The organism is Kordia antarctica, from assembly GCF_009901525.1.
Taxonomy (GTDB): domain Bacteria; phylum Bacteroidota; class Bacteroidia; order Flavobacteriales; family Flavobacteriaceae; genus Kordia; species Kordia antarctica.
Window position 1 is genome coordinate 2807506 of the sequence record NZ_CP019288.1, and the last position, 26643, is coordinate 2834148.

Sequence of the window (26643 nt, forward strand, 5' to 3'; positions counted from 1 at the left end):
TCAAAATTTTATTTGAGTAAACTTATGTCGAACTCACGTTTTTAGAGTCAAGAAACAAGACTTACTTAAAAATTGAATTGTAAAATAGACATCGAGACATTTTAAATAAAATCATAAAAAAACCTGTAAAGTCAATTTCACAGGTTTTTTTGATCATTCTAAAATTAGAATGTTATGTTATTTGAGGTTTAGTAAAATACGCCTCTGTTATCTGTAATTTCAGATGCACTTTTTAATGCTTCAAATACAGCATTTTTAGCGTTTGCACTTCTTTGATTGCTTACGTTACTTCTTTCTGTTAAGTAACTGTCTTTTGCTGGCGCCAGCGTCTTCTCTACAACTTCAATCATGTATACACCAGTTTTTCCAGTAATTAAGCCAGAAGTTGCTCCTTTGTCTAATGCAAATGCAGCTCCAACTACTTTTCGCTCTTCACCTGCTCCAGGAATAATTGGCGCTACCATTGATAATGAAGTCGCTTGTTGTGCCGTTTTACCATTTGCTGCTGCAAGTGCATCTAATGTAGTTGCTGAGTTGTTAGCTTTAATCATTTCAGCTTTTTTCTCGTTTCTTAGAATCGAAATTACTGTTCCTGATGCTTCTTCTACTGATATTGTTCCTGCCGCATGTTTTGCAGTTATTTGTACGATGATGAATCCACTTCCTACTGGGAAACGTCTGATGTCACCAACTTTGGTATCTTCTTCAAATGTCCAACGTACAACTTGACGCTGTTCTTGCAAACCAGAGATTCCTGTATCCAATTCTTTCATTTTGAATACTGGATTTACTTTGTAGTTGTTTGTTGTTGCTACTTCTACAAATGCGTCATCAGATTTTCCTGCTTCAGATTCAAATTTTGAAGAAGTTGTAAATAAGTCATCTATTGTTTGAGCAGTTATTTCTACTTCTTTATTGATTGTTGCAAGTTTTACTACTTTTTGCTGATTTTTTTGTTCTTGAATTTCAATAACGTGGAATCCAAAAGGAGATTCTACAACGCCTATTGCGCCAACTTCTTTTTCGAATACGAAATCTTTGAATGTTGGTGTTAATCCTGTATTGCTATTAAACCAACCTAAATCTCCACCTTTATCTTTAGAAGTGTCATCAGACATTACTTTTGCGATATCAGCAAATTTAGATTTGCTTCTTTTTATAATCGTTAAGATACTATCCGCTTGTTTTTTTGCTTGTTCTTTTGTTTTTGCTAAACTTGGGTCAGATCCTGCTGAACCTGCAAAACGAATCAAAATGTGTCTGCTTTTTACAGAATCTGGTAATTGTTTCGTTTCAACCAATTTAGAAATTTTGTATTGATTCCCAACTTTATAAGGTCCAAATACATCTCCAACTTCCATTCCCATTACATTTTCTGCAATTTCTGCAGGCAATTGGCTTTTGTATGTAAACTTTACAACTTCGGTTGTTTCTGTGTTTTCATTTACGAATGCAGTAGCATCTTCAGCTTCTGCAAATCCTTCTTTGAAATTGTTCACAGTTTTTTTCACTTCGTCTTCGTCAGATTTTGAAGGCGTTTCTGGAAAGTATACATATTGAATGTCTCTTGATTCTTTTACTGCAAATCTTGATTTGTGATTGTCAATATATTTTTGAACATCACTTTTTCTGATTTCAACCAATGAATCTACAATTGAAGTATATGGAATTTGCACATATTTGAACGTTACTTTGTCGTTCTCTGCACGATATGCCAATTCACCTTCTTTCACGGTTGCTATTGAACCTGCTTGCACTAAATTATAATACAAAGCTTTTTTAGCTTCTCTAATTACATACTGTTCTGTAGCGATCCAATTTTGATATTCAGCTTTTTTAGCATCATCATTATTTTTGGTAGCTTCAAGATTGTTGATATATTCTCTCAACTTTCCTTCAACAAAAACACCCGATTCATCTTTGAATTGTTCGCTGTTTATAATTTGAGGACTTGTAATAAGGATATTCCAGATTTGATCTTTTTCTATCGTAATCCCTAATTCGTCTAATTGTTGTGTAATTAGTACGTTTCGCACTTCTTCATCCCAAATAGTATTTGCTACTTGCATCGTAGTTTGACTACCTCTAGAAATTGCCATACCACGTTCTACTTGGTTTTGGAAGTTTCTTAAAGGAATACTCTCTCCGTTTACAGTTCCTATTTCGTTTGGTAATTTTTGTCCACTATCGTTGTTATTAAATACATCCGAAATTACGAAAGCAAATAAAGCCAATCCAATGATTAGGATAAGGACTAATGTACGTTGTCTAATTTTTGCAAGAATTGCCATTTATGTTCTAATTTTATGAAATTCAGTGGGCGAAAGTACAATTTCCTGTCAAATAATAAAAGAAGAACCACGTATTAATTCGTTTATTTTAGGGATTTTAATCTTCTGATAGAATTTCTAATTGAATCGTATCTATTTTTGTGTTAGAAACTTCAACAATTGTAAACTTTAAATTGTCAATGATAATAACCTCATCTTTTTCAGGAATTTCCTCCGTTACGCCTACTATTAAACCACCTAAAGTCTCGTAGTTTTCACTATTAATAAGGTTGAGTTTGTAGGTTTCATTGATATAATCTACTTCTAATCGCGCAGAAAATAAATATTCGTTTTCGCTAATGCGTTTTTCGAGTAATGCAGTCACATCATGTTCGTCTTCTATTTCTCCAAATAATTCTTCTACAATGTCTTCTACGGTCACAATTCCGGAAGTTCCGCCATATTCATCCAACACAACTGCAATACTTTTATGCTTTTTTGTCAATACGTTTAATACGTCATTAGCCAACATTGCTTCTGGCACAAATACAACAGGTAATACAATGCTACGAATGGTTTTTGGTTTTTTGAAGAGTTCAAACGAATGTACATATCCGATAATATCGTCAATGTTCGTTTTGTAAACCAATACTTTAGAATATCCTGTTTCGGAGAAGAGTTTGGCTAAGCTTTTAGTAGTTTCTCGAAGTTCTATGGCAACGATTTCCGTTCTTGGAATCATTACTTCACGCGTTTTTACGGCGGAAAATTCAAGTGCATTTTGAAATATTTGAATTTCTGAGTCTATATCTTCATCTTGGTGTTTGGCTTCCATTTGCTCGGTAATATAATCACCAAGTTCTATTTTACTGAATTCCAATTGCACTTCATCTCCTTCTGTTTTGAAAAATTTTCGCAGCACAACATTCGAAATCCACATTACAAATTCTGAGATCACCCAAAATAGTTGATAGAAAATGTAAGCAGGCAATGCCAAAAACTTGAGCAGTTTGTTTGCGTATATCTGAAAGAATACTTTTGGCAAAAATTCTGCCGTAAATAATATTACCAACGTTGAAATGATGGTTTGAAAAAGCAATTCATAGTCGGACGTAATGTATTGATTTAGCCAAGTTTCATGAACCCAATTTACGACCAATTCGCCCATAAAAAAACCATAGATTACTAATGCGACATTGTTTCCAACAAGCATTGTTGCAATGAATTTAGAAGGCCTTAAGGTAAGTCGTTTTAAGATTTTAGCAAGAATTCCATCTTGCTTTTTCTCTAATTCGATGTGAATTTTGTTCGCGGAAACGTACGCAATTTCCATTCCGGAGAAGAAAGCTGAAAACAGTAATGCCGTTATAATAATAAGCAACTGTGCGTCCATTTATTCTTGTTTTTTTCGCTCTTCAAATTTTTTACCGTAATGTCTTCTAAAGAAAAACATAAATAGTGAAACTACGGCAAACCCGATAAATATGTAAGATTCTGTCCCATCATTCCACAATTCTATTATTTTATAAATAGATAATGCAGCTATAATGAGGTATACGTATTGTGTATAGCTTAAAATTTTCACAGCTTTTGATTTTGTTAGTTTGTGTTACTTTTTATTTGTCTTTTTCCTCAATTGGAATTGTACTGTCATAGATTTCATGTGCATCTATTATGGTCAAATTCTTATTGAAATCGATTCCGTTGGTTCCTTGTAATAATACGCCGTGTTCGTTACTCCACTTGAATTCTCTTTCAGTAAAAATCCATTCTTTGTCTTGATCCCAATACAATTGTGGCGCTTCTAAGACGTTTCCGTCATGCGTGGTTAATACCACATTTCCTTGTAAATCTACTAATCTTGTGTCACTATACAAAATTGCATAGTCTGAAGTTACAACACTTTTGTTATTATTCTCGTCAAAAAAGTTTAAAATTATTCCATTTGGAAATTCCATGAATGGAAATTTTTGATTCGAAAAATCTTTATTGTAAGGACTTCTAAGCGTAGATTTTACTTTTCCAGAGTCCGTATATACTAAAAACATATTTTCAGCTTCACCAACAGGAAAACGCTTTGTATATGAAAGCTTTTGGATTTCACTATAGTTGTCCTGACATGAAAAAATCATTGTCACAGCAAACGCTATGACAATGATTTGTAAAATATGTTTTGTATGTTGTTTCATTTTATAAACTTGGAACTCGAACGCTTCCACCAATCCAACAGTTCAATGGAATTGATTCTCCTCCTTTGTATCCTTTAGTAAAGATTTGAGACTTGCTTGGCGCAGATTGCATGTACGAACTTACCGTTCTGTTTGCAATACTACTTAATGATGGATCAACTTGTCCAGCTTTTCTTGCCATTTCAGCAGCTTTCCAATAACCAGCTCTTTTTGTGAACTCATCATTTCCACATTGGTTTACACTTGAAGCGTATAGTTGTGCAATTTTTAAGTACGCACTTCCTAATGATGGATTGTTTTGAACAGCTTCTAAATAATATTGTCTTGCTTTTGATTTCTGACCACTTTTCTTAGCCTTGTCAGCAATTTTATATAGTAACTTTCCTTTTCTAATAGGATCAGTTTCCATACTCAAAGATAATTTTAAGTACTCATCAGCTTTCGCTGTATTTCCTTTTTTTGCATAGATTCCAGACAAGTATCTTTTAGAGTTTGCAGATGGCTCTAAAGCATCAACTGCTTCTACTAATTCTACGAATAATGGATCTTCATCACATCCTTTAGAATCTAATCTTCCTGCTGCTCTTTTTAACCAAAGTGAATTGTTTCTATTTTGGTCAAAGTTTTTTCTAAATAATGGAATTAAGGTTTCACAAGTAGATTCTCTTTCTATTAAAGATTCCATATTTCCTGAGAAGATGGCAATTGCGTTTATGTTTGTATCTGCAATTCTTTCACTTCTTTTTTCTTTAGAAGATAATTCTTCACCAGCATCTATTTTCTTGATGATTTCATTTTTCGTAATAGCCAATCTTTCACTTTCAGATTCAAACTTTTCAGTTAATTCTTCGTACTTCTCAATTAAGTTTTCCAATTGTATTCCTTTGTTTCCTGATTTATACATATTATAGTATAATTCAAAATACAAGTATAATGATTTTGGATTATTGAAGTTTACTAAGTCTGTTTTGAAAGCTTTATCAAATACATCATATTGTTCTTTTTCAGAACCAATTTTGTATTCAATCATTAAGTTTCCAATATCAGATAAGATATCACCGTCTTTCGTTTTGTCAGGAACATTTGCCAATCTATCTTTATATAATTGGATTAATTCTTGAGCTTCTGCTTTTTTTGCAGCTTCTGTAGTTGCGTTTTTTATGTTGTCTTTATAGATTCTTTCTCCATATGCATAAATTGCGGAGTTAATCGTTGGACAATTCTTTCTCAATTCAGCAAGTTGTGGTGCTGCATCTTTATAATTTTTCGCCTTTACATTTTCTGCAAATAAAGACAATTTTGTTTGACAGTCTTGAGCATTTAAAGTTGTGAAACTCGTCATTGCAAACAATCCAGCAATAAATAATGTAATTGTATTCTTCATGTCTTTAGTATTTTATTGTTTAATTATATTTTCTTTTAATAAACCATTTATCATTCAGTGATAAACTTAAGTGGAAGTTTGCATAATTTTCTTTGATCAGTCCTGAGTCAGTAGTTCCTCTTTTTCCGAACTCAAAACCAACATTCAAATTTGATAATGATCGTCCCACAGGTAATCCTAGTCCAAAAGATATGCCAAAGTCGTTTATGTTTTCGTTACGCACCATTATTCCTGAGTCTTCATATCGAATTCCTGCTCTATATGTAACTCGTTCCCAATAACTTGTGAAAGAATTGTATTTTGGAATATAAAATCCTCCAATTGCTAATTTTGATCCGTTATCGTAGTTTACGTTTTCAATAGTTGTGAAATCATTTCCGAAATCACTATTATGTAGCAGCGTATATTCTAATCCTGCAAACCACTTGTTTTTTTGCCCTAGTCCAGCTCCAAAAGCTAATTTTGTTGGAAGTGCAAGTTCTGTTTTTCTTTTATCTCCTAATTCAATCTCGTCTATTTGTCCTGAGCTAATAATTGCGCCGCCAGTTCCAGAAATGTTTAATGCTGATAATTGACGTGAGTTTGTTGAATTAATATTAGATTTTGGCGAAAACGTAAGTGATGTTGTCAACGATAGTTTTTCGTTAAATTTTGTTTTGTAGTAAGCACCTAAGTTAAAACTAAGTCCGCTAAGTTTAGATTCATCATTAGAACGTGTTCCATAATTTAATGTTCTTACAAACTGACCTTCGTCATTTAATTCACCTAAAAATTCTGTGTTTTGATTTTTAATGTTACCAAAGTTGTAGTTTGCTGTGGCTCCAAGAGAGAATTTTTTGGTTATTTTATATCCTAATGATAGGAATACGGAGTTCAATCCGCCTTCTCCTTCGTATTGTGCAAATTTGTTTGGCGCAGAAGCAATTCCTGTCTCGCCAATTCCTTCAAAATTATATCCTACCGAACTGAAAGGCAACACTCCAAACCCAATACCCATTTTTTTAGAAATTGGAAATCCTATCGCTAAATAGTCTAAAGCAGACGACGAACCTTTGTCAGTTCCTGCTGAACTTTTCAACTTTAGTTGGCTATAACTTGCTCCAAGCGTATACGTTGTGAATTTTAAATTTCCAAACGCCGCTGGATTCTGTAGGTTTAAATGAATACTATCTGAATAGACACTCATTCCTGCCATACTTCGGTTTTCTGATGTTCCTTTGAACTTCAAGTCTCCAATTCCTAAGAACGAATACGGGGAAGATGTTCCTTGCTGTGCAATACTTATTTGACAGAAAAACAACAAAATTGATACTCCTAAAAACTTTCTAATCATTATATCTATTATATTCTAAAATATTATTCAATCCTTCTAACAAGAATTTCGAATTGGCAAATATGGTATTTTTTAACCTTTTAGCCAAGAAATTAGTGTCGCCGCCTGTTAAAATAACTGTTAAATGTGCAAATTGTCCTTTATATCGCTCAATTACGCCATCAATTTCGGTAATTACACCTAAAGTTACTCCGGAGTGAATTGCATTTTCAGTTGAGTTTCCAATGTAATTTTCCGGCATTTTTGGTTCCAATAAGGGAAGATTTGCCGTTAAAAGGTTCAAAGTTTTGTATCTAAGTTGTATTCCTGGCGAAATTGCGCCACCTAAATATGTTTCGTCGCTGGTTTTAAAATCGTATGTAATGCAAGTTCCTGCATCAATGACAAGCACATTGGTTTTTGGATATTGTGTTACCGCGGCAACAACTAATGCAATACGATCTACACCTAAAGTTTCTGGCGTAGCATACTTATTCTCAAAAGGCACGTTGGTTTCATGCGTAAGCTTCCTAACTTTTATTGCTAAGTTTTCTAAAAATTGTTGTGTATCATCAGACAGCTTTGTTACTGAAGAAGTGATGATTTGATCAATTTCTGGGAACGTTTCCAAACTTTTTTTAATTTTTTTTTGAAATACTTCTTTCTTGAAGCTTTCATGAGACAGCATTTTATCTCCCTGAAAAACAGCAACTTTTACATATGTATTTCCTGCATCTACAATTAAATTCATACTATATTTTAAACATTGCAAAAGTAAGAAACGTTTTTTTTGCAAAATAGTTTTGTGAAGTTTAAAAAACGCTTATATTTGCATCCGCATTTGGCAATGGTGCCTTAGCTCAGTTGGTAGAGCAAAGGACTGAAAATCCTTGTGTCCCTGGTTCGATTCCTGGAGGCACCACTAAAAAAATGTTAACCCTTGATAGACACTGTCTTTTCAAGGGTTTTTTGTTTTGTAGTTTTTTTTTAGAAAAGTTATTTTAAAGAAGTTCAATCTATTTCAAAAGAAACTTCCAATAAGTGCTAAAAATTCTTCTTTTTTATCTCTGGCAATAGGAATCGTTTTATTATTGTCTAAAACTACATGCAAACCATCTTTTTTTACAACTTCACTCATGAATTTCAGATTGATTAAATAGGAACGATGCGTTCGATAAAAAATAGGCTTATCTTCTAATTGTTGCGCAAAATACTTGAGTGTTTTACTTATAAGTCGCGGTTTGCTGTTTTTTAAATATACTTTCGTATACACGCCATCTGCTTCAAAAAATATGATATCATCATACGAAACAAACATAATTCCTTTTGGAACTTCAAGCGCAATTTTGTTTAAGGAAATCTGATTGAATATTTTTTCAATTCCATTCAATTTTTCGACAATATTGTTCTTTTTAATAGCGGTTTGCGCTTTTGAAACTGCATTTTTTAATTCCGCATCATCAATTGGTTTTAATAAATAATCAATAGCTTCAATTTTAAAAGCTTCAATTGCATATTTGTTGTATGCAGTTGTAAAAATAATTTGAAATGTGATGTTTTCTTTTTTGAAGAAATGCAGTATTTCCAATCCTGAATATTCAGGCATTTCAATGTCTAGAAATACAATATCTGGTTTACATCTTTTAATAATTTCTACGCCTGATAGTAAATCAGCAGCTTCTTGAATTTCCGTAATTTCCGGACATTCTTCTACCAATAACGTTCGCAATACGTTTCTTGCCTTCTTTTCATCATCAATCAATATAGCTTTCATACGTGTTTTCTTTTATTTCTAGAAATCAAACTGTCAACGGAATTTTAATGCAAACAATTGTTCCTACTACTTCCTTATCAACACTTAAAATATCGTTTATTTGCAGTTCTATTGGATGATTTCTCGTTTTGTTGAGCAATTCAATCCGTTTGTCATTCGCTTCACTAGAAAACGATTTTGGCTTGAATAGTTTTCTGCTATTGATTTCCGCAGAAGCTTCTCGCCCAATTCCGTTGTCTTTTATCGTGCAAAGTAAAAATTTTCCTGTTGCATCTAACTCAAATGAAATGTGTAATTGTTTGTTTTCTTTTCGATGTAATAAACCATGTTTTATAGCATTTTCTACGTACGGCTGCACTAAAAATGATGGCAACTGAATCGTTTCTGCATTTGTAATATCTGCGGATTCAATTTCATATGTAAATGAATCTTCAAAACGTGCTTTTTCGAGTTCTAAATAGAGTTCTAACGCTGTTAATTCTTCCATTAAACTTACACTATCTTGCTGACTGTGTTCTAAATACATTCGAATTAATCGTGAAAATTTGACTAAATACGTTCTTGCCAATTTTTGTTCATTCTGAATGATATAATCTTGAATCGAATTCAACGCATTGAAGATAAAATGCGGATTCATTTGACTCCGCAAGGTTTTGATTTCAGATTTTCGATATTGCTTTTCTAAGGTCAATCGCTTTTGTGTTTCTTGCAATTCTAACGCTAATAATTCTTCTTTCTTTTTCACTTTCATTCTACTGTAATATAAAAGTGCCGCCGCAATTAATAAGAATAAAGCAATGACAGAAAAGATTAATAAATAGGAGTTTCGCTGACTTGTTAAGTTGCTTATTTCTAGTTTTTTCTCTAATAGTTCTCTATCATTTTTTAATTGATTTACTTTGTATTTTGCATCTAAATCTTTGATGACTTGCGCTTCTTCATTTTCAGCGAGTTTTTCTTTCAATCCATTGAAAAGCTCTAAATATTCCAATGCTTTTTTGGAGTTTCCTAAATCTCTATGTATTTGATACATATAATTATACGTCTCCATTTCTTTCTTTTCAAAAGCATTTTCTTTGGTGTACGCAATAGCTTTCTCTCCTTGCGCAATAGCTTTTGCAAAATCTCCTTGTTTGTAATAGTTATTTGTTAAATTAGAAAACACATCTGCTTTAATACTTGGAATATTGAGTTTCTCTAATAATTCTAATGTTTTTAAATAATTTATATTAGAAGTTTCATAATCATCAATGTCAGAATACACATGTCCTAATCCCGAATAGTTGACCAATTCTACATGCAAATAATTGGCTTGTTCAGCATATGCTATACTTTTTTTATGTGCACTAATTGATTTTTCAGAATCTTTCAAAGCTGAATAACTACTCCCAATATTGTTATATACCAATGCTAAATTCCGAATGTCTTTTTTCTTTTCCAATAACGGAATTACCTCTAAAAAATAACTAAGTGCTGGCTCAAAATTTTCATCATTGAAAAAAGCACCACCTAAGGTTACTGTAATTTTCCAAGTAAGATCGTCCAATTGTAATCTTTTAGAAATTTCAAGTGCTTTTTCACCATAAATAGCCGTAGAATCTGCCAACATCTGAGTCGCATATATTCCACTATAACCAGCGTACGCTTGCGCAATGACTGTATCGTTTTTTAAATTTTGTCCTAAAAGCAATAATTCAGCGGAATATATTTTTGCTTTTTTAAAATCAGATTTCAACCGATTTGCCGTCGCAAGATTATTTAGTGGTGCTACATAATCACGCTCATTTTTTGTCACCTTATAAATACTGCACGATTTCACAAAAAGCAGAATTGCTTCGTCTGGTTTTCCTTGACAAAGTAAGTTTCTCCCAAGCACATTAGTTGCATACGCTTCTATATTTACATCGTTTAAAAGTTTGGATTTTTGCAAAAGAATGTTCGCAATAGAATCAGAAGCACTGATGGACCTGCACATATATTTTGTGGCAAGTTTTTGTAAGCTATCTGTTGAAACTTCTTGCTGTTGCGAAAAAAGGATTTGCACACTCAAAAAACAAAAAAGGGAAAGAAAAAATGTTCTCATAAACTGGTTGATTATTGGCTTAATTTTGTTAAATATATCTTTTCTTTTGGAAACAATATAACTTTCAATACGAAAGTCATGTAAAGCCAAACTACTTACAATAGTTTGGCTTTGATTGGTGTGATATAATATATATTATTGCTTTAAGAAACGTTTTACACCAACTTCTCCATTTTCTTTATAGAGCTTTAAAATGTACATTCCGCTAGCCAAATGATGTGTGTCAATTTGATTTTGAGAAGACTCCATTACTTTCTGCCCAACATAATTATAAACTTCTATATTTTTAATTTCACCTTCAATTTTAATATGCAATTGGTTTTTTACAGGATTTGGATAGATTGTAAACGAAGCCAAATTATATGCTTCTTGAACACCTAATATTGAAGAACCAAATTCGTAAACACCCATATCAACATCGGTATTGAATATACGCTGATTTCCTAAAAAATCTTCTGTTATTTCGGCAGGCACTTTTATATTATCTCCAGTATTTATTGCTGGCGAACCAGTTTGAAGCGTTAAATCGTTATTTGCTGCATCTGTAAATAAAGGATCTGCATCTGAAACGGCTACTTTATCTGCGGCAGCAATATTTGAAAAATTATCTTCTCCGATAGAATTGTAAACTTTCCTAATATTTGGTACCGGATCTGAGTTTACTCTTCCCAAAGAAAGCGGCGCAGTACTTGTATTTGATGTATTGTTATAAAATATACTGTTTGAAACTTCTATTCTCACATCAATTCCTCTGAATTTACTAACGCCCAAAACAGCTCTTTCTGTAATAGCTCCTGTTGCTGTTAATTGATTGTTTGCAAAGGTAGAATTGATTACTTTTGTGTTAAATCGTGCGCCATACGTAATACCACGCAACCAAACAACTCCTGCCAATCCTGTACTTGAACCGTTATCTTTTACTTGATCGCCATCAAATATGCAATTGATAATGTTTAATCGAACCCATTTTGTGTAATTTGCTCTCGCATAAATTGAAGAACCATAACGTGATACATTTTCTTGAAAACGTGTGTTTGTAAATTCCATCAAACTATTGAGCGTTGTCATATTAAGATTTATAACTCCAGCGCCACCATTTACAGCTGCATTTTTTTCAATAATACATTTATCAATATACAATTCCGTCACTTCTCTATCTACAAAAATTCCGCCGCCAACTGCATTTTCTCCAGTACTTGCATCTGCTTGTCCTGAAGTTATAGTAATTCCATCCAAACGTACTTTATTTCCTAAAACTTCTACAACATGATATACATTTTCAGTTCTATTAAATCCTGAAAAATCAACTCCAGTATCATCTTGATTTACATCGCCTGAAAATATTGTTGGATATAAATTAACATCACGATCCGCTAAATTTGTTTCAGTTCCTTGAAAACCTCCGTAAATTTTTGCTCCGCTAGGAATTTGAAAAGAATCATTTCTTGAAACACCTGGAATATAGGTTCCTTGCGCTACCCAAATATCTCCAAAAGTAAAATTGTCCATTGCTGTTGACAAATTTGTATACGCATTTGCCCAAGTGGTTCCATCGTTTGCGCCTGTAGCATTTGCATTTACGTAGGTTCTTTTCTCCGTGTATTCTGTTGCTAGTGCGTCAATTTCGCCCGAAGTTAATGATCTTTCATAAAAACGAACGTCATCAATATAGTTAAGATATTTTGTAGTAGTTGGAGCAATAACCAAACTTGCGCCATTAAAAAATTGAGGAACAGTTCCGGAAGCTGCCATTGTTCCTGACATCGCTGTAAGTAGTTCACCATCAAGATAAAAATTAATTTCTAAATTGTTATTTGTTGTATTGAGTTCGCCCGTAATTAAAATATGATGCCAACCGCCATCAAAATAATGGTTTACAAGTTCTTGTCTATTTATATCAACATTAAAACCATTTGTGGTGTTTTGACCTCGCGCATCAAACTTTAATAATCCTGAATTTCCATCGGTACTTTGTGTCAAACGAAAACCGCGTCCGCCAGCGCCATACATTTGTAAAACGGCTCTATTTGCGCCAGCTGCATTTGGAGATTTTATCCAAAAACTCAATCCGAAATCTGTTAAGTTTGAAGCTGGTGTTTGTCCGCCAGTGTATTGAATTCCATTAAGTTTTACAGCAGCAGTTGCAAAAGCGTCTCTGTCCGCTTCTTGGGTAACGCCGCTTCCCGATTGTGCCAAATCTCCAGTTCCTGGATTCGCTTCATTTATAACGCTTCCATTCGTAAAAAGGTAACGCATTGTTTCGTCGGTAGGGATTTGTGCTGATATAAAAGAAAACACAAAAAGAGATGCAATAAGTAATTTTGACTTCATAATAATTTGTTGTTAGTTTACAAAGACAAAACTGCTCATTATCAACACACAACAAGGCTTTTACTTAGTGAATGGTTGGAAAATCTTAGTGAACTGTAAATTTTAGACAACCTGTTATACCAAATAAACTTCAGAATGACTGATTAAATTCGTTTCTATTTCCTTTATATTTCAATATGAAATATAACCGTAACGAATGCTATGCTTATATTTTGTATTTCATCTAAAGAAAATATAATTCAAATTTCTTATCAATCATCTTAAAATTCATTTGGTATTACTAAAAACAAAAAGCTATTCTTCATACTTTTTTACAGCATCTTGCAACTTTCGCCGAATGCGTTTGCGCAATATTCTAGGTTTTAACACTTCAATTGCGTCGCCAAAACCGAGAATTAAACGTTCCAATTCAAAATTAATATGAACACATAATTTTATAGTTACGCTTCCGTCTTTGGCAGTTTCTAAAACTTCTTGCGTAGTATGAAAAGGTTTCGTAGTTACATATGGCGCGTTACTTCTTTCTATCTTTAAGATAACTTCTTGAATGTGTTTTTCGTCCAAAACAGTTACACCAATAGTATTTTTATAAAAATCATCGCCGTTAAAATTTTCATTTCTGTATGGAATATCTAAATCGTAATCTACTTTATGAATTCGATCTAAAGCAAAAGTGGAAATGTGCGGTTTATTTCCAGTTACGCCAACTAAAAACCAACGATTATTAAATTCTTTCAAAATAAACGGATGAAAAACAATTTGGGAAGCATTTCTCGCTTTAAATGATTTATAGGTAATTCGCAATACAATTTTCTTCAAAATGGCTTGATACAACAAATCTAAATGCTCCAATCCTTTTAAATTTTCATTTTTGTCTAAATGAATAATGGAAGCTTGATGCGTTTTTTCCGTATACACTTTATCTTCCAATCGCTGAATAATGCCGCCTAATTCAGAAAACAGCGAGAAATCCTTGAACTGTTTTAGCATTTCTACGGTTTCCGACAATACGTTCATGTCGTTTTCCGTCAGCGGAATATCTGTAATCGAAAAATCTTCATCTTCGTATTTATAAAACTTCCGATCGTATACAATAATTGGCGCATTGTAACCCAATTTATCACTTCGCATCATTTGAATATCTAACTGAATTGTTCTGCGACTTACGTTAATTTCGCGTCCTTCATATTCGTGCAAAACGTCTGAACACGCTTCAATCAAATCGTTCAATGTCCATTGTCTGTAGTTATTTTGCAAACATTTGTCAATGGTTTTATAACGAATTAATGCGTTTTTATTAATTGCCATTTTTTTGTATTTGGTGTGAAAATAGAAAAAATTCATCAAGTGCGTAAAAAGATTGCGCACTTCTTTTCTTTATTTGGAAAAGTTCATTGAAAATACTTTTGAAAGAAGTTTTAAAAAAATATGTGTGTCAATAATGATGCACATAATTTTTATAAACAATATATTATGAATTGGAAAATTCAAAAACTACTTGATGGAGAAACCATCATTTCAAAAGAACCTGGCAATTCTATGTTGCCACTTTTAAAATCGAAGCAACCTGTAAAGTTGCAACCTATTTCTTGGGAAGATTGTGAAGTTGGAGATATCGTTTTTTGTAAAGTTCGCAGCAATGTATTTACACATTTAGTGAAAGGAAAAAACGAAAAACGCGGATTACAAATTGGAAACAATCGCGGTAGAATTAACGGATGGACAAAAAATGTATATGGGAAAGTAATAGAGATATTACCGATGTCATAGACATTCTTCACTTTATAAAAAATCACATATTCAACGGTATAAAACGTCATTCTGAACTTGATTCAGAATCTCATTATCAGTAGCTTTTTGTGTGAAGCTGAATCAAGTTCAGCTTGACGAAAAAATAACCTAAAAAAATAAATAATTTAACTACGCAAAATGATTGCGCAGCACCATAACATATTTGTATCGGAATCATAAATAAGTCATTTGATAATGACAAAAAAAAGTACTCCGCTGAATATTGAAGTCAGCGGAGTTCGATTTAAAAAACAAAGAAATCATGAAAGAACAAATTCAAATCACTGGACATACATTAATCGAATTAGGTTTTAAACCTAAAAAATGGTTTAAAGATGCAATCATTTATATCAATGAAAATCAATTGCAACATAATGAAATGCTTACGTATTTGGAACAATTCAAATTGGATCCTGAAATAGAATTACACTCAACTCCAGTTGCGTTTGCCATCAACATAAAAGCTGAAAATGAAGTGGAAGAAAAAAATGTAGGTGACGTTATTAAAACAATGGAAACGTTAATGAAAACGCCAACATTAGTCAACGGATCTATTATGCCAGATGCGTGTCCAACAGGCGGAAACGGTGTCATTCCTGTTGGCGGAGTTGCCGTTGCAAAAAATGCGATTCATCCAGGAATGCACAGCGCAGATATTTGTTGTTCTGTAATGTTGACCGATTTCGGAAATGCAAATCCGCAAGAAGTTTTAGACGCCGCGCATAGTATTACACATTTTGGTCCTGGCGGAAGAGATAGAGATACACAATTTAGATTTCCAATGGATTTATTAGCCGAAATAGAAGCAAATAAATTCTTAAACGATCAAAAATGTATTTCGGCAGCGCGTTCTCATTTAGGAACGCAAGGCGATGGAAATCATTTTTTATTCATCGGAACGTCTAAAAAAACTGGAAATACGATGATGGTTACACATCACGGAAGTAGAGGTTTTGGCGCGAATTTATATAAAAAAGGAATGAAAGTAGCGGAACAATTCAGACAAGAATTATCGCCACAAACCTTAAAACATAATGCTTGGATTCCTTTTGATACAGAAGAAGGACAAAATTATTGGGAAGCATTGCAAATTGTGCGTAAATGGACTAAGAAAAACCATGAATGTATTCACGATGCAACCTTAGAAAAGTTAGGAATTGAAAAAGAAAACAGATACTGGAACGAACATAACTTTGTATTCAAAGATGGCGATTTATTTTACCATGCAAAAGGTGCAACGCCGTTAGATAAAAAGTTTATGCCCGATATTACTGGACCACGATTAATTCCGTTAAACATGTCCGAACCTGTATTAATTGTAGAAGGAAAAACAACCGAATCTAATTTAGGTTTTGCACCACATGGAGCTGGAAGAAACGTAAGCAGAACGCAACATAGAAAAAGCAAAAAAGGAACAATTAAAGAAATATTTGATGAAGAAACCAAAGGTTTAGATGTTCGTTTTTTCTCTGAAGCAATTGACATTACCGAATTGCCTTCTGCCTATAAAAATGCCGAAACGGTTAGAAATCAAATGACCGAATTCGGTTTGGGAGAAGTTATTGATGAAGTCATGCCTTTTGGTTGTATTATGGCTGGGAATGTTGGAAAAAATCCACCTTGGAGGCGTAGAAAAAAGAATAGAAACAATGAAAATTCTAAATAATTTAGGAGCTATTACAGTGGTTATTTTACTTTTAGTATTGGTATCTCCAATCTTAATTGGTTTAATAATCATATTTGTTCCTTTTGCGATAATTGGTGGTTTTCTTTTACAGAAGAAAATGCAAACGAGAATTCAAATATGCTTTAGAAATTAACAATGGAAAAATTTTCTTTCTATATGGCGAATATCATGAATTTGACTTCTTGACTTATTTCGAAACACATCATTCAGAAATTATCTGTTTGCAGATTCCAAATCGTTCTATTGATGATTTATTTATAGATCATTTGATGCAAGGTAGAAAGCCGAAAAGTTTACCTAAATTGGTGAAAATAGATGGCAATAATTTACTTGTAAAAGAACATTACAATTCGTTCAAGCATTGTATTAGAAGAACAAATAATACGAATCGCTTTTTTGAATTGATAGAAAGTTCTATTCAAAATTTAGAAAAACCACCTTATAAAGAGGTGTGATATGGTAAGACACATTGTAAACAAACATATTCCACAAAAAAATGTAATTTACTCAACTATTAGTTAATCATACCAAACTTGTGAACACATTACAAAACATAGCATATTCCTGTAAAAACTACCTTTCTGACGATTGGAAAGCGAAATATGGCACGTTTTTACAAAATGAACATTTGTCTTTGCTTGCGCGAAATGTCTCAGCATTATATGAAAATGATGTGGAGAAATTTCATGGGAAGCCTAACTTTGAAGAAGAAATAATTCCAGATATTAAAGAAGCGTTTTCTATCTTTAAAGAACAATTTCGAGTATTTAAAAAGTATTATTTTGAAGAGAATCACTTAACGCGAAAAGCATTTGCAACTGCGTTGGAAAAAACATCGTTTGCAAACATTTTGATACTTTCTGGACAACGATTAACCTCAGCAAGTATGCAAGATGAAAACGCAATTCCGCCATTGCGACACGATTTACTAAAACATAGTTTTGAATTGCACAATGCCCAAATTTCTAAAGCGGTTCGTGCTTGGGAAAAACATGCGCAACGCTCTTCGGAAAGTTTTTGGGGAACGGTAAAAGGAAATGCTGAAGACAAGGAAGTTAAAGTCAAAAAACTTATTGAACACATTCTAAAACATAAAACATGGTGGAATGTTTTTACACATTATAAACACGATTTAGTGTATGAAATTCGAATTCCAAGCGGTCACGGAATTCGTTGGAAAAAAGAAAATTTAGAACTCATTGGATTTTTAGAACCTTTTGAAGAGTACGATTATGGAAGAAAATGAATCAACATACACGTTTACAAAAGAAGAATGGGAAACTTGCCTAAAGGTTTTGCATGCATTGAAAGAAAATCCGTTGGAGAATCCAGATAATCAACAATTTGGAACGTTGATTACGAAGATTTCTAAAAAGGCGAAAAAATCGAATCGAAAAGATTCTTTTTCGACAAAAAAACAAGAAGATTTAAAGACAATTCTGAATAGTGAAATTTCTAAAAAGGCATTGGAAAATACAACAGTTTATCAAGATGCTACAGAAACTTCACAATCGTTTACAAAATTGAATGTTCCTAGAAATTGTTATTGCTGTAATACTTCATATTCGTTTGCGCATTCGTTCTATAACCGATTGTGTCCAAAATGCGCAGAACTCAATTACGCAAACCGTTTCAAAGAAATTGATTTAACAAATCGCAACATAATTTTAACTGGCGGACGCGTAAAAATTGGTTATGCAACTGCGTTAAAAATGTTACGAGCAAACGCACATGTAACAGTTACAACACGTTTTCCTGCAAGCGCATTAGATTTGTTTCGTCAAGAAAAAGATTATGCAACCTGGAAAGATAATTTAGTCATTTATGGATTAGATTTACGAAATTTAAAAGCCGTTGAAAATTTCATTACGTATTATAAAAACACACATACAACACTCGATATTCTCATCAATAATGCAGCGCAAACCATAAAATATACCGATCAATATTATACGCCATTAATTGCAAAAGAGCAACAATTAGCATTTGGCTTTTCGGAACAAAAAAACTTATTTACAAACGAAACGCCTGTGGCAACTGTGAACTTATTAGAAAATCATGTTGAGAAAAGCTATTTAGAACTCAATCGATTTGGGCAACCAATTGACAATCGAACTAAAAATAGTTGGAATGCTACGTTGGAAGAAATTTCGATGCAAGAATTAATTGAAGTTAACTTAATCAATCAGATTTCTCCATATTTTTTGATTAAAGAATTGTTGCCATTATTGAAAAAATCAACATTCAAGAATAAGCATATTATCAATGTTACTTCTTCCGAAGGACAATTTAGTTACGACAATAAAACCATGTTTCATCCGCATACAAATATGACCAAAGCAGCATTGAACATGATGACATTAACATCGGCTAAAACTTTTGAAAAAGATCATATTTACATGAATGCCGTTGATGTTGGTTGGGTTTCGACTGGCGCGCGCGAAACCTTGCGAAAAAAGCAGTTTGAAAAAGGGTACATTCCGCCACTTGATCCTGTTGATGGTGCTTCGAGAATTGTACATCCGATTTATGAAATTGAAAAAAACAATACTATATTTACAGGAAAGTTGCTTAAAAACTACGCTGTTGTAGATTGGTAAACAGCTATATATAAAATATTGAAAAGCAAAGATTGATGGTTTAACTGGAAGAACACCTGGATCATCTCTGGAAGTGTGAGTTCGAATCTCGCTCAGTCTTTGCTCAAAAAAAACGGCAACAGTAGTAGCTCAATTGGAAGAGTGCCTGCCTGTCACGCAGGAAGTTGCGGGTTCGAATCTCGCTTACTGTTGCTTATTTTGATTAGAACAATTATAAATAAACCCTCATATTTGGAAGGAACCTATTAAAAATTACATATTTGCCACACTAATGATAAAAAGTTATGTACATATAGCTGCTATTTGTCTGCAAAGTCAAGACAAAAATCGCGAAATGGTTGAACCGTTTTTGCGAAACAGGATGCTTTATGTATATTTTTATGAGTGAGTTTTAATATGAAATAACACAAAAACTATAAATACAACAAGCGTCCAAGAAATTGGGCGCTTTTTTTATGAAATAAATTTAAAAAATGATCAACGCATAATCAAATAGAAAAATAAAAGATTGAAACGAAAAACAATTGAGAGACAGACAGTTGGTGAAAAGTTCAGTATCCGTAAGAAACGGACAGGAATTCCTATGTCTAAAAATAAATATAACTAGTTGATTATCAATAATTTAAATTAAAAAAAGATTTGTGTATTCAAAAAATAGTTTTCATATTTGCAACGTCAAAAATAATAAAAGAGACATCATGAAATATAGTATACATCACATATCTGATCTAACCAGTTGCCTTCGTTCGCCGAAGCGTTGGAACCAGTTTTTACAAGAACTGACAGGAGCTATTGTGTATATATACAAACGGGAGAATTATAAAGATATGTTACGCTAATCGTAACTATGAACACACTTTATAAAAGCATCTCCCGAAAACGAGATGCTTTTTTTGTGGTTTATATTTTGGTGGCTCAAGAAGCTGTTAAATATCGCAATGACAAGGTGGCTGAATGGTGAAGGCAACAGTCTGCAAAACTGTTTTCTATGAGTTCGAATCTCATCCTTGTCTCAATGATTGTATAGTATCAAACTTGTTTGAATTGTATATAATCCAATTTACCACAAAATAGTATCGTGACTCAATGGTAGAGTGCTCGACTGTCTCTCGAGAAGTTGCGGGTTCAAATCCCGTCGGTACTGCAAAACTGAGAAGATAAAATAGAAAAATTAAAGCTTTTTCTATACATAAATTAAAAATGCTCCGTTCGTCTAACGGCTAGGACACCTGCCTTTCGAGCAAAAGATAAAGGTTGGTCCGAGGCATGCTCGGAATCTTACGGAGTACAAATTGCAGGAATGGCGGAACTGGTATACGCGGCTGTCTTAGAAACAGTCTTTTGAGAGTTCGAATCTCTCTTCCTGTACAAAATGCAATCTTGAAAGGAGTGCAATAAGTTTATGGTGTAATGGATAGCACATTGGTTTACGAAGCCAAGAGTATAGAGCCTGTGCTGAACTTGATTCAGTATTCGAATCCTATTAGACTTGCAAAAGAAAAGAAACATAGTTTAATTTTTAAAATAGTGGATTTTTATTCCAAAGATGCAAGTGAGAATCTTGCTGTTTCTGAAACTTTTTAAAAATAAAAAATAAGCATTCAAAATACATATCACTATGTTTTTAAATCCGGTCTCATTATCGTTATACCAAAACGGTTTTGAGACTATTTAATTTAAAATATCACGTATAAAAATCGCATCATTAATTTTTTTTATATATCTATTTGCGAAAAATGATGAACTTGAAAAATACTACAATTGACATCAATCAAGGTTTTCAGGATTTAAAAGGGAAATGATATTGAATTTTCAGGAAATCAAATGTCAACTCTAAACAAACAAATTTGGTTGAACTTCTTTAAAATAGACTAAAAACTAATTACGGTTTTCTCGTTAATCGCCCATTATTAGTATAATGAGTAGTATGTGAGTAGTGTTTTTTCATTTAATGTGATATTCCTTGTTTTATATTTACTTAAAATTAATTTAAAATTTTAGCATGAAAAAAATCTACTTAATTACATTCCTGTTAGTCTCAGCAGTTATGTATTCACAATCAAAAATTGATTGGACAAAAATGAATGATAACCCAGACGCTACTTTTTATCAAGTACAAGAAAACTTCAATAATTACTGGGAAAATAAAACACCCGAAAGAGGTAAAGGTTATAAACCTTTTAAACGCTGGGAAGATTATATGGCACCAAGAGTGTATCCTTCTGGAGATATGTCTTTACCTACCACAACTTACGATAACTATATGAGGTGGCAATTAACCAACGCTAATTCAATTCAGAAATCTTCTGCAGCAGTAACAAGTAACTGGGCACAGCTTGGCCCAATAGGTCCAGCAGCGGGTCCTTCTCCTTATACAACTACTGGAGCAGGGCGTGTAAATTTTTTATACTTTGATCCAACAAATACAAATACAATGTATGTGGGCGCACCAGATGGAGGTTTATGGAAATCAACCAATGGCGGAACATCTTGGACAACAAACACTGATTTTTTAACAATTATTGGATGTTCCAGTTTGGCAATTGATCCTACCAATACACAAATAATGTATTTGGCAACTGGTGACTTAGAAGGAAATAGAAATAGTATTGGTATATTAAAATCTATAGATGGAGGTGCTACTTGGAATCCTACTGGTTTAGTAATAGATGCATCTAGCAGTTGGAAACTATCTAAGTTATTAATGGATCCAAGTGATTCTTCAAGAATGATTGTTGCTAGTAACGTAGGTATATGGAGAACTTCAGATGGATGGGCAACGAGCACATTTTCTAGTTTAAATGGTGATTTCCCAGTTTTAAAAGATATGGAATTTAAGCCTGGACTATTAAATGCTAATACCGTATATGCTTCTGGTGATAAATTATATAAATCAACTGATTTTGGAGTAAATTGGTCACAAATTACAACAGGTATACCGACCTCCGGAGTTTCACGTATTGCACTAGCAGTAACTGCCGGAAATGATGCGTATGTATATGCGATTATTGGTAAGTCAAGTGACCAATCTTATATGGGAACTTATCGTTCTACAGATAGTGGTGATACTTTTTCAACGATGTCTACAACACCTAACTTATTAGCTTATGCAGCAGATGGTTCAGATACTGGAGGACAAGCGTCATATGACTTATCAATTGTAGCATCACCTACAGATGCTGACAATATAACCATTGGTGGTGTAAATCACTGGAGATCTTTTAATGGAGGTGCAACATGGCAAAATACATCCGTATGGGATTCTGGTGAGATTCATGCAGATATACATGAAATTACATATTTACCAGGTAGTTCTTCAACAATGTTTTCTTGTAACGATGGTGGTTTGTTTAGATCTGTTGATAACGGAAATGCTTGGACAGACATTAGCGGAAATTTAGCCATTGGGCAAGTTGTAAAGTTAGGATTGTCTAGTAATAATCCAAATGGAATTGTAGCAGGTGAGCAAGATAATGGTACTATACTAAATACAACAACCATTAATGATTGGTATGCTATCAATGGTGGTGATGGTGGTGAATGTTTTATCGATTATACGAATAACGATATAGTGTATGTGCAATATGTTGAAGGTAAATATGGTCGTACATTAGATGGTGGACTGTCGGCAACTACTCCAATTCAAACAGGACTTCCAACTGGTATAGATTTCTATAGCCCTTTTAAAATGCATCCTACAGTTAACACAACAATTTATTCTGGTGGTACACCAACGTTATATACTTCTACTAACCAAGGAGACAATTGGTCAGCATTAGGAACTTCATCGGGTACAGGAAGTGTTAAAGATTTTGTTGTAGCTCCAAGTGACCCAACGGTTATTTATACAGTTCAAACAGATGCTATCTCTAAATCAACTGATTCTGGAACTTCATTCTCAAATGTTACAGGAACACTACCAACAACAGTTGCGTTTTCTAGTATAACAGTTTCTACTACAGATGCTAATAAAGTTTGGATTACCTATTCTGGTTATAATGCTCCTAATAAAGTATTCAAATCTACAGATGGTGGTTCATCATGGACTAATATTTCAACAGGATTACCAAACTTACCAATGAATACTCTTGTATATAGAAATGGAGGAATTGCTGATGAAATCTATGTTGGAGCAGATGTTGGTGTGTTTATTATTAACAATAATGCAACCTCATGGCAACCATATATGACAAATTTACCGCATGCAGCTGTAAGAGATTTAGAGATTTTTTACGGAACAACACCAGCTTTATTAAGAGCAGGAACATATGGTAGAGGAGTTTGGGAAACTGAAGTTAATTCTCAAACTTTAGGAATAGATGACATAGTTAGTGTTAGTAATGATAATGAAGTATTGATTTCTATAAACAATGAATCTTTAGAAATAAAATCTTCTATTCACAACATAGAAAAAGTTGTTGTATACGATGTACTAGGTAAGAAAGTGTTTGAAAAAAAGGCAATCAATGCTACTACATTACATATGACATCTCTATATAGAAGTCAGCGCATTTTATTTGTGAAAACTTTACTGTCTGATGGTGGTATTGTTGTAAAGAAAATTCTGTTTTAATATTTTTTAAGCATTTATTAATAATCAAGTCCTAATGCGTAAGTGTTAGGACTTTTTTTATATCGTTAGTTTGAAAAACACAATTCCTACAATCAAAACTTCATAACAAGGGTTATTTCCCCTTTTAAATCTAAGGTATTCCCTAGTATACACTATTATAGAAACGTTTAATTTTATTCCTTAAAAGTTCGAGGAAAATAATCTGATTATAAATGTGTTTATGAATAGAGGTTGTAGTCATTCGTAATTAATCAAACACATGGAATCTTCGAACTTCCAAAAATCCTGAGTCTAGCACTCGGGATTTTTATATTTCTTCTATTTCTATGTAAAGTTTTGGAAAAATTCTCGTCTGAATGCAGACTGTTTGTTTTTACGTATTTTTGCAAATCTCAAACACAAACAAGCTTATAACATGGACAAATCATATTACGACCCAAGAGACTTAAAAAAATTCGGATCTATCACAGATTGGAGTGAAGAACTTGGGAATAAATTCTTTGACTATTACGGTAAAGTCTTTGAAGAAGGCGCTTTAACACCACGCGAAAAATCATTAATTGCATTGGCAGTTGCACATACCGAACAATGTCCGTATTGCATTGATGCCTACACAAAAGATGGCTTACAACGCGGAATTACTAAAGAAGAAATGATGGAAGCAATTCATGTTGGTGCTGCCATAAAAAGTGGCGCAACATTGGTACATGGCGTGCAAATGATGAATAAAGTGAATAAGTTGGAAATGTGAGCAGGCTGTTGGTTTTGCTATGCAAAACCTTACAGATCGCTTATCCTGAGCGGAGTCGAAGGATCTATTAAATGTTTATTTCTTTAATCTTAAAAAAATTGTAAATCCTATCATATTATTAGGAAAAAATAAAAACAATACATGGCGACAAAGTCCCTACAAAAAAGAGAAAGTGAACTTGCAAATAGTAACCGACAATTGGAAATTCTGTCAAACGGAATCTTTCAAAGTGGCGAATTACCAACGTTTGCAAACAAAATAAAAGAGACAAATCAATTTCCCCTTAAACCCAAAACGATTGAAATATTACAAATCAATTTGGGCTATATGTGCAATCAAGTTTGTTCACATTGTCATGTAGATGCTGGTCCGGATAGAAAGGAAATCATGACGCGCGAAACGATGCAGCAATGTTTGGATGTAATTAAAAAAACTGGCGCACATACACTCGATCTGACTGGCGGAGCTCCAGAAATGAATCCAGATTTTCGTTGGTTTGTGGAAGAAGCTTCCAAAGTTGGTGTAAAAGATTTCATTGTTCGATCAAACTTAACAATCATTCGTGCAAACAAAAAATATTACGACTTGCCTGAATTTTTTAAAAAACACAACGTTCATGTCGTTTCTTCCATGCCGCATTGGACACGTGGAAAAACAGACAAACAACGTGGCGACGGAGTTTTTGACAAATCAATAAAAGCATTACAAGAACTCAACGCCGTTGGTTACGGAATTCCAGGAAGTTCATTACGTTTGGACTTAGTGTACAATCCGTCAGGAGCATTTTTGCCAGGCGATCAAGTTGCGATGGAAAAAGAGTTTAAAAAAGCATTATTTGACGATTTTGACATTCAATTTCACAACCTATTTGCCATTACGAATTTGCCAATAAGTCGTTTCTTGGATTACCTTATTGCTTCTGAAAACTACGAAGATTACATGTATTCGTTGGTAGAAGCATTCAATCCTGGCGCGGTTGCAAATGTTATGTGTACCAACACAATTTCTGTAAGTTGGGACGGTTGGTTATACGATTGCGATTTCAATCAAATGCTCGATTTAAAAGTCGCTAGCAAATCGCAACACATCTCAGAATACAACGAAGAAGAATTAAGCAAAAGAACTATAATTATCTCACAACATTGTTACGGTTGTACGGCTGGCGCAGGAAGCAGTTGTCAAGGAACAGTTGCTTAAATATCAATAGTACAAATTAGACATTGTAGAATTACTCAATCTCGATACAAAATTCTTTCAGAATTCCACTCGATCTGACGCAATTCTAAATCAAAAAACGTCAATTCGAGTGTTTTTTTATCAAAAAAAATGTATCGAGAATAGTTTTTTGAATGCTTTAAATTTAATTCGAAATTAAATGAAAAACATATTCTATATCATCATTCTTTTATGTTTCGCTTTCGCGAATGGACAATCGGCGTTAGACAGTCTATTACTAAAAGAAAACAAACAATCCGTTCCATATATCACAGTTGCCGAACTGGTAAAAAAGAAAAATTTCGTACTGCTTGATAGTCGTGAAAAAGTAGAATTTGAAACAAGCCACATTAAAAATGCAAGTTTTGTTGGCTATGACAAATTCAAACTGAAAAAAATAAAAAACCTACTTCCAAAAGATAAAAATGAACCAATTGTTGTGTATTGTTCCTTAGGAATTCGCTCTGAAGATATTGCCGAAAAGCTTCAAAAAGCAGGTTATACCAACGTATACAATCTATACGGCGGAATTTTCGAATGGAAAAACAAAGACAATCCAGTTATTGATACCAAAGGAAACGAGACCGAAAATGTTCACACTTTTGATGAAAATTGGAGCATTTGGCTCAAAAAAGGTATCAAAATCTACGAAAAAGAAAAATCTAAAAAAGACAAGCAATAAA

The 26643-nt window shown here is 33.3% G+C and carries 20 protein-coding genes and 6 tRNA genes; 15 read left to right on the forward strand and 11 right to left on the reverse strand.

Annotated elements, in window-relative coordinates:
- Positions 1-188 precede the first annotated feature (188 nt).
- From IMCC3317_RS11635 to IMCC3317_RS11665, 7 genes are all read right to left on the reverse strand, one after another.
- Entirely contained in the window at positions 189-2291 is a 2103-nt protein-coding gene (locus IMCC3317_RS11635) for a peptidylprolyl isomerase (protein WP_160129670.1), read from the reverse strand.
- Between the two features lie 97 nt (positions 2292-2388).
- Positions 2389-3663 (reverse strand): hemolysin family protein, encoded by a 1275-nt coding sequence (locus IMCC3317_RS11640; protein ID WP_160129671.1) that lies wholly within the window; start codon positions 3661-3663, stop codon positions 2389-2391.
- Entirely contained in the window at positions 3664-3855 is a 192-nt protein-coding gene (locus tag IMCC3317_RS11645; RefSeq protein WP_160129672.1) for a hypothetical protein, read from the reverse strand. It lies immediately after the preceding gene.
- A 31-nt stretch (positions 3856-3886) separates the two neighbouring features.
- Complete coding sequence (gene lptC / locus IMCC3317_RS11650; RefSeq protein ID WP_160129673.1) at positions 3887-4459, reverse strand: LPS export ABC transporter periplasmic protein LptC; 573 nt, start codon at positions 4457-4459, stop codon at positions 3887-3889.
- A gap of 1 nt (position 4460) precedes the next feature.
- The gene (locus IMCC3317_RS11655; RefSeq protein WP_160129674.1) at positions 4461-5843 is read right to left on the reverse strand and encodes a hypothetical protein; all 1383 of its coding nucleotides are present in this window, start codon (positions 5841-5843) and stop codon (positions 4461-4463) included.
- A 19-nt stretch (positions 5844-5862) separates the two neighbouring features.
- Positions 5863-7176: an outer membrane protein transport protein gene (locus IMCC3317_RS11660; protein ID WP_160129675.1), complete on the reverse strand. Its 1314-nt coding sequence runs from the start codon at positions 7174-7176 to the stop codon at positions 5863-5865.
- Positions 7169-7906, reverse strand: a complete 738-nt coding sequence (locus tag IMCC3317_RS11665) for a type III pantothenate kinase (RefSeq protein WP_160129676.1) — start codon at positions 7904-7906, stop codon at positions 7169-7171. The genes IMCC3317_RS11660 and IMCC3317_RS11665 overlap by 8 nt, the downstream gene beginning before the upstream one ends.
- 98 nt (positions 7907-8004) lie before the next feature.
- On the opposite strand from IMCC3317_RS11665, the gene IMCC3317_RS11670 reads away from it, so the two are divergent.
- Positions 8005-8077, forward strand: a tRNA-Phe gene (locus IMCC3317_RS11670).
- 99 nt (positions 8078-8176) lie between these two features.
- On the opposite strand, the gene IMCC3317_RS11675 is transcribed toward IMCC3317_RS11670, so the two are convergent.
- From IMCC3317_RS11675 to IMCC3317_RS11690, 4 genes are all read right to left on the reverse strand, one after another.
- Entirely contained in the window at positions 8177-8929 is a 753-nt protein-coding gene (locus IMCC3317_RS11675; protein ID WP_160129677.1) for a LytR/AlgR family response regulator transcription factor, read from the reverse strand.
- A 25-nt stretch (positions 8930-8954) separates the two neighbouring features.
- Positions 8955-10904: a tetratricopeptide repeat-containing sensor histidine kinase gene (locus IMCC3317_RS11680; RefSeq protein WP_160129678.1), complete on the reverse strand. Its 1950-nt coding sequence runs from the start codon at positions 10902-10904 to the stop codon at positions 8955-8957.
- Positions 10905-11147: 243 nt separating this feature from the next.
- Positions 11148-13343, reverse strand: coding sequence for a T9SS type A sorting domain-containing protein (locus IMCC3317_RS11685; RefSeq protein ID WP_160129679.1), 2196 nt, complete (start codon positions 13341-13343; stop codon positions 11148-11150).
- Positions 13344-13637: 294 nt separating this feature from the next.
- Positions 13638-14651, reverse strand: a complete 1014-nt coding sequence (locus tag IMCC3317_RS11690) for a helix-turn-helix transcriptional regulator (protein ID WP_160129680.1) — start codon at positions 14649-14651, stop codon at positions 13638-13640.
- A 165-nt stretch (positions 14652-14816) separates the two neighbouring features.
- On the opposite strand from IMCC3317_RS11690, the gene IMCC3317_RS11695 reads away from it, so the two are divergent.
- From IMCC3317_RS11695 to IMCC3317_RS11760, 14 genes are all read left to right on the forward strand, one after another.
- Positions 14817-15113 carry a phage repressor protein gene (locus tag IMCC3317_RS11695; protein ID WP_160129681.1) on the forward strand — a complete coding sequence of 99 codons (297 nt, stop codon included), beginning with the start codon at positions 14817-14819 and terminating at the stop codon, positions 15111-15113.
- Positions 15114-15396: 283 nt separating this feature from the next.
- The gene (locus tag IMCC3317_RS11700) at positions 15397-16800 is read left to right on the forward strand and encodes an RtcB family protein (RefSeq protein WP_174805953.1); all 1404 of its coding nucleotides are present in this window, start codon (positions 15397-15399) and stop codon (positions 16798-16800) included.
- 203 nt (positions 16801-17003) lie between these two features.
- The gene (locus tag IMCC3317_RS11705) at positions 17004-17276 is read left to right on the forward strand and encodes a hypothetical protein (protein WP_160129682.1); all 273 of its coding nucleotides are present in this window, start codon (positions 17004-17006) and stop codon (positions 17274-17276) included.
- An 80-nt stretch (positions 17277-17356) separates the two neighbouring features.
- Positions 17357-18067, forward strand: a complete 711-nt coding sequence (locus IMCC3317_RS11710; RefSeq protein ID WP_160129683.1) for a hypothetical protein — start codon at positions 17357-17359, stop codon at positions 18065-18067.
- Entirely contained in the window at positions 18054-19421 is a 1368-nt protein-coding gene (locus tag IMCC3317_RS11715) for an SDR family oxidoreductase (protein WP_160129684.1), read from the forward strand. The genes IMCC3317_RS11710 and IMCC3317_RS11715 overlap by 14 nt, the downstream gene beginning before the upstream one ends.
- Positions 19422-19450: 29 nt before the next feature.
- Positions 19451-19521 (forward strand) — tRNA-Met (locus IMCC3317_RS11720).
- Between the two features lie 18 nt (positions 19522-19539).
- Positions 19540-19612 (forward strand) — tRNA-Asp (locus tag IMCC3317_RS11725).
- Positions 19613-20361: 749 nt separating this feature from the next.
- Positions 20362-20434 (forward strand) — tRNA-Cys (locus IMCC3317_RS11730).
- A 59-nt stretch (positions 20435-20493) separates the two neighbouring features.
- Positions 20494-20565 (forward strand) — tRNA-Asp (locus IMCC3317_RS11735).
- Between the two features lie 150 nt (positions 20566-20715).
- Positions 20716-20789 (forward strand) — tRNA-Leu (locus IMCC3317_RS11740).
- A gap of 634 nt (positions 20790-21423) precedes the next feature.
- Positions 21424-23994 (forward strand): T9SS sorting signal type C domain-containing protein, encoded by a 2571-nt coding sequence (locus IMCC3317_RS11745; RefSeq protein ID WP_160129685.1) that lies wholly within the window; start codon positions 21424-21426, stop codon positions 23992-23994.
- 415 nt (positions 23995-24409) lie between these two features.
- Positions 24410-24745, forward strand: coding sequence for an arsenosugar biosynthesis-associated peroxidase-like protein (locus IMCC3317_RS11750; protein ID WP_160129686.1), 336 nt, complete (start codon positions 24410-24412; stop codon positions 24743-24745).
- Positions 24746-24886: 141 nt separating this feature from the next.
- On the forward strand, positions 24887-25942 hold the full coding sequence (gene arsS, locus IMCC3317_RS11755) for an arsenosugar biosynthesis radical SAM (seleno)protein ArsS (protein ID WP_160129687.1): 1056 nt from the start codon (positions 24887-24889) through the stop codon (positions 25940-25942).
- 178 nt (positions 25943-26120) lie between these two features.
- A complete protein-coding gene (locus IMCC3317_RS11760; protein ID WP_160129688.1) occupies positions 26121-26642 on the forward strand; it encodes a rhodanese-like domain-containing protein in 522 nt (173 codons plus the stop codon).
- Position 26643: the final 1 nt, after the last annotated feature.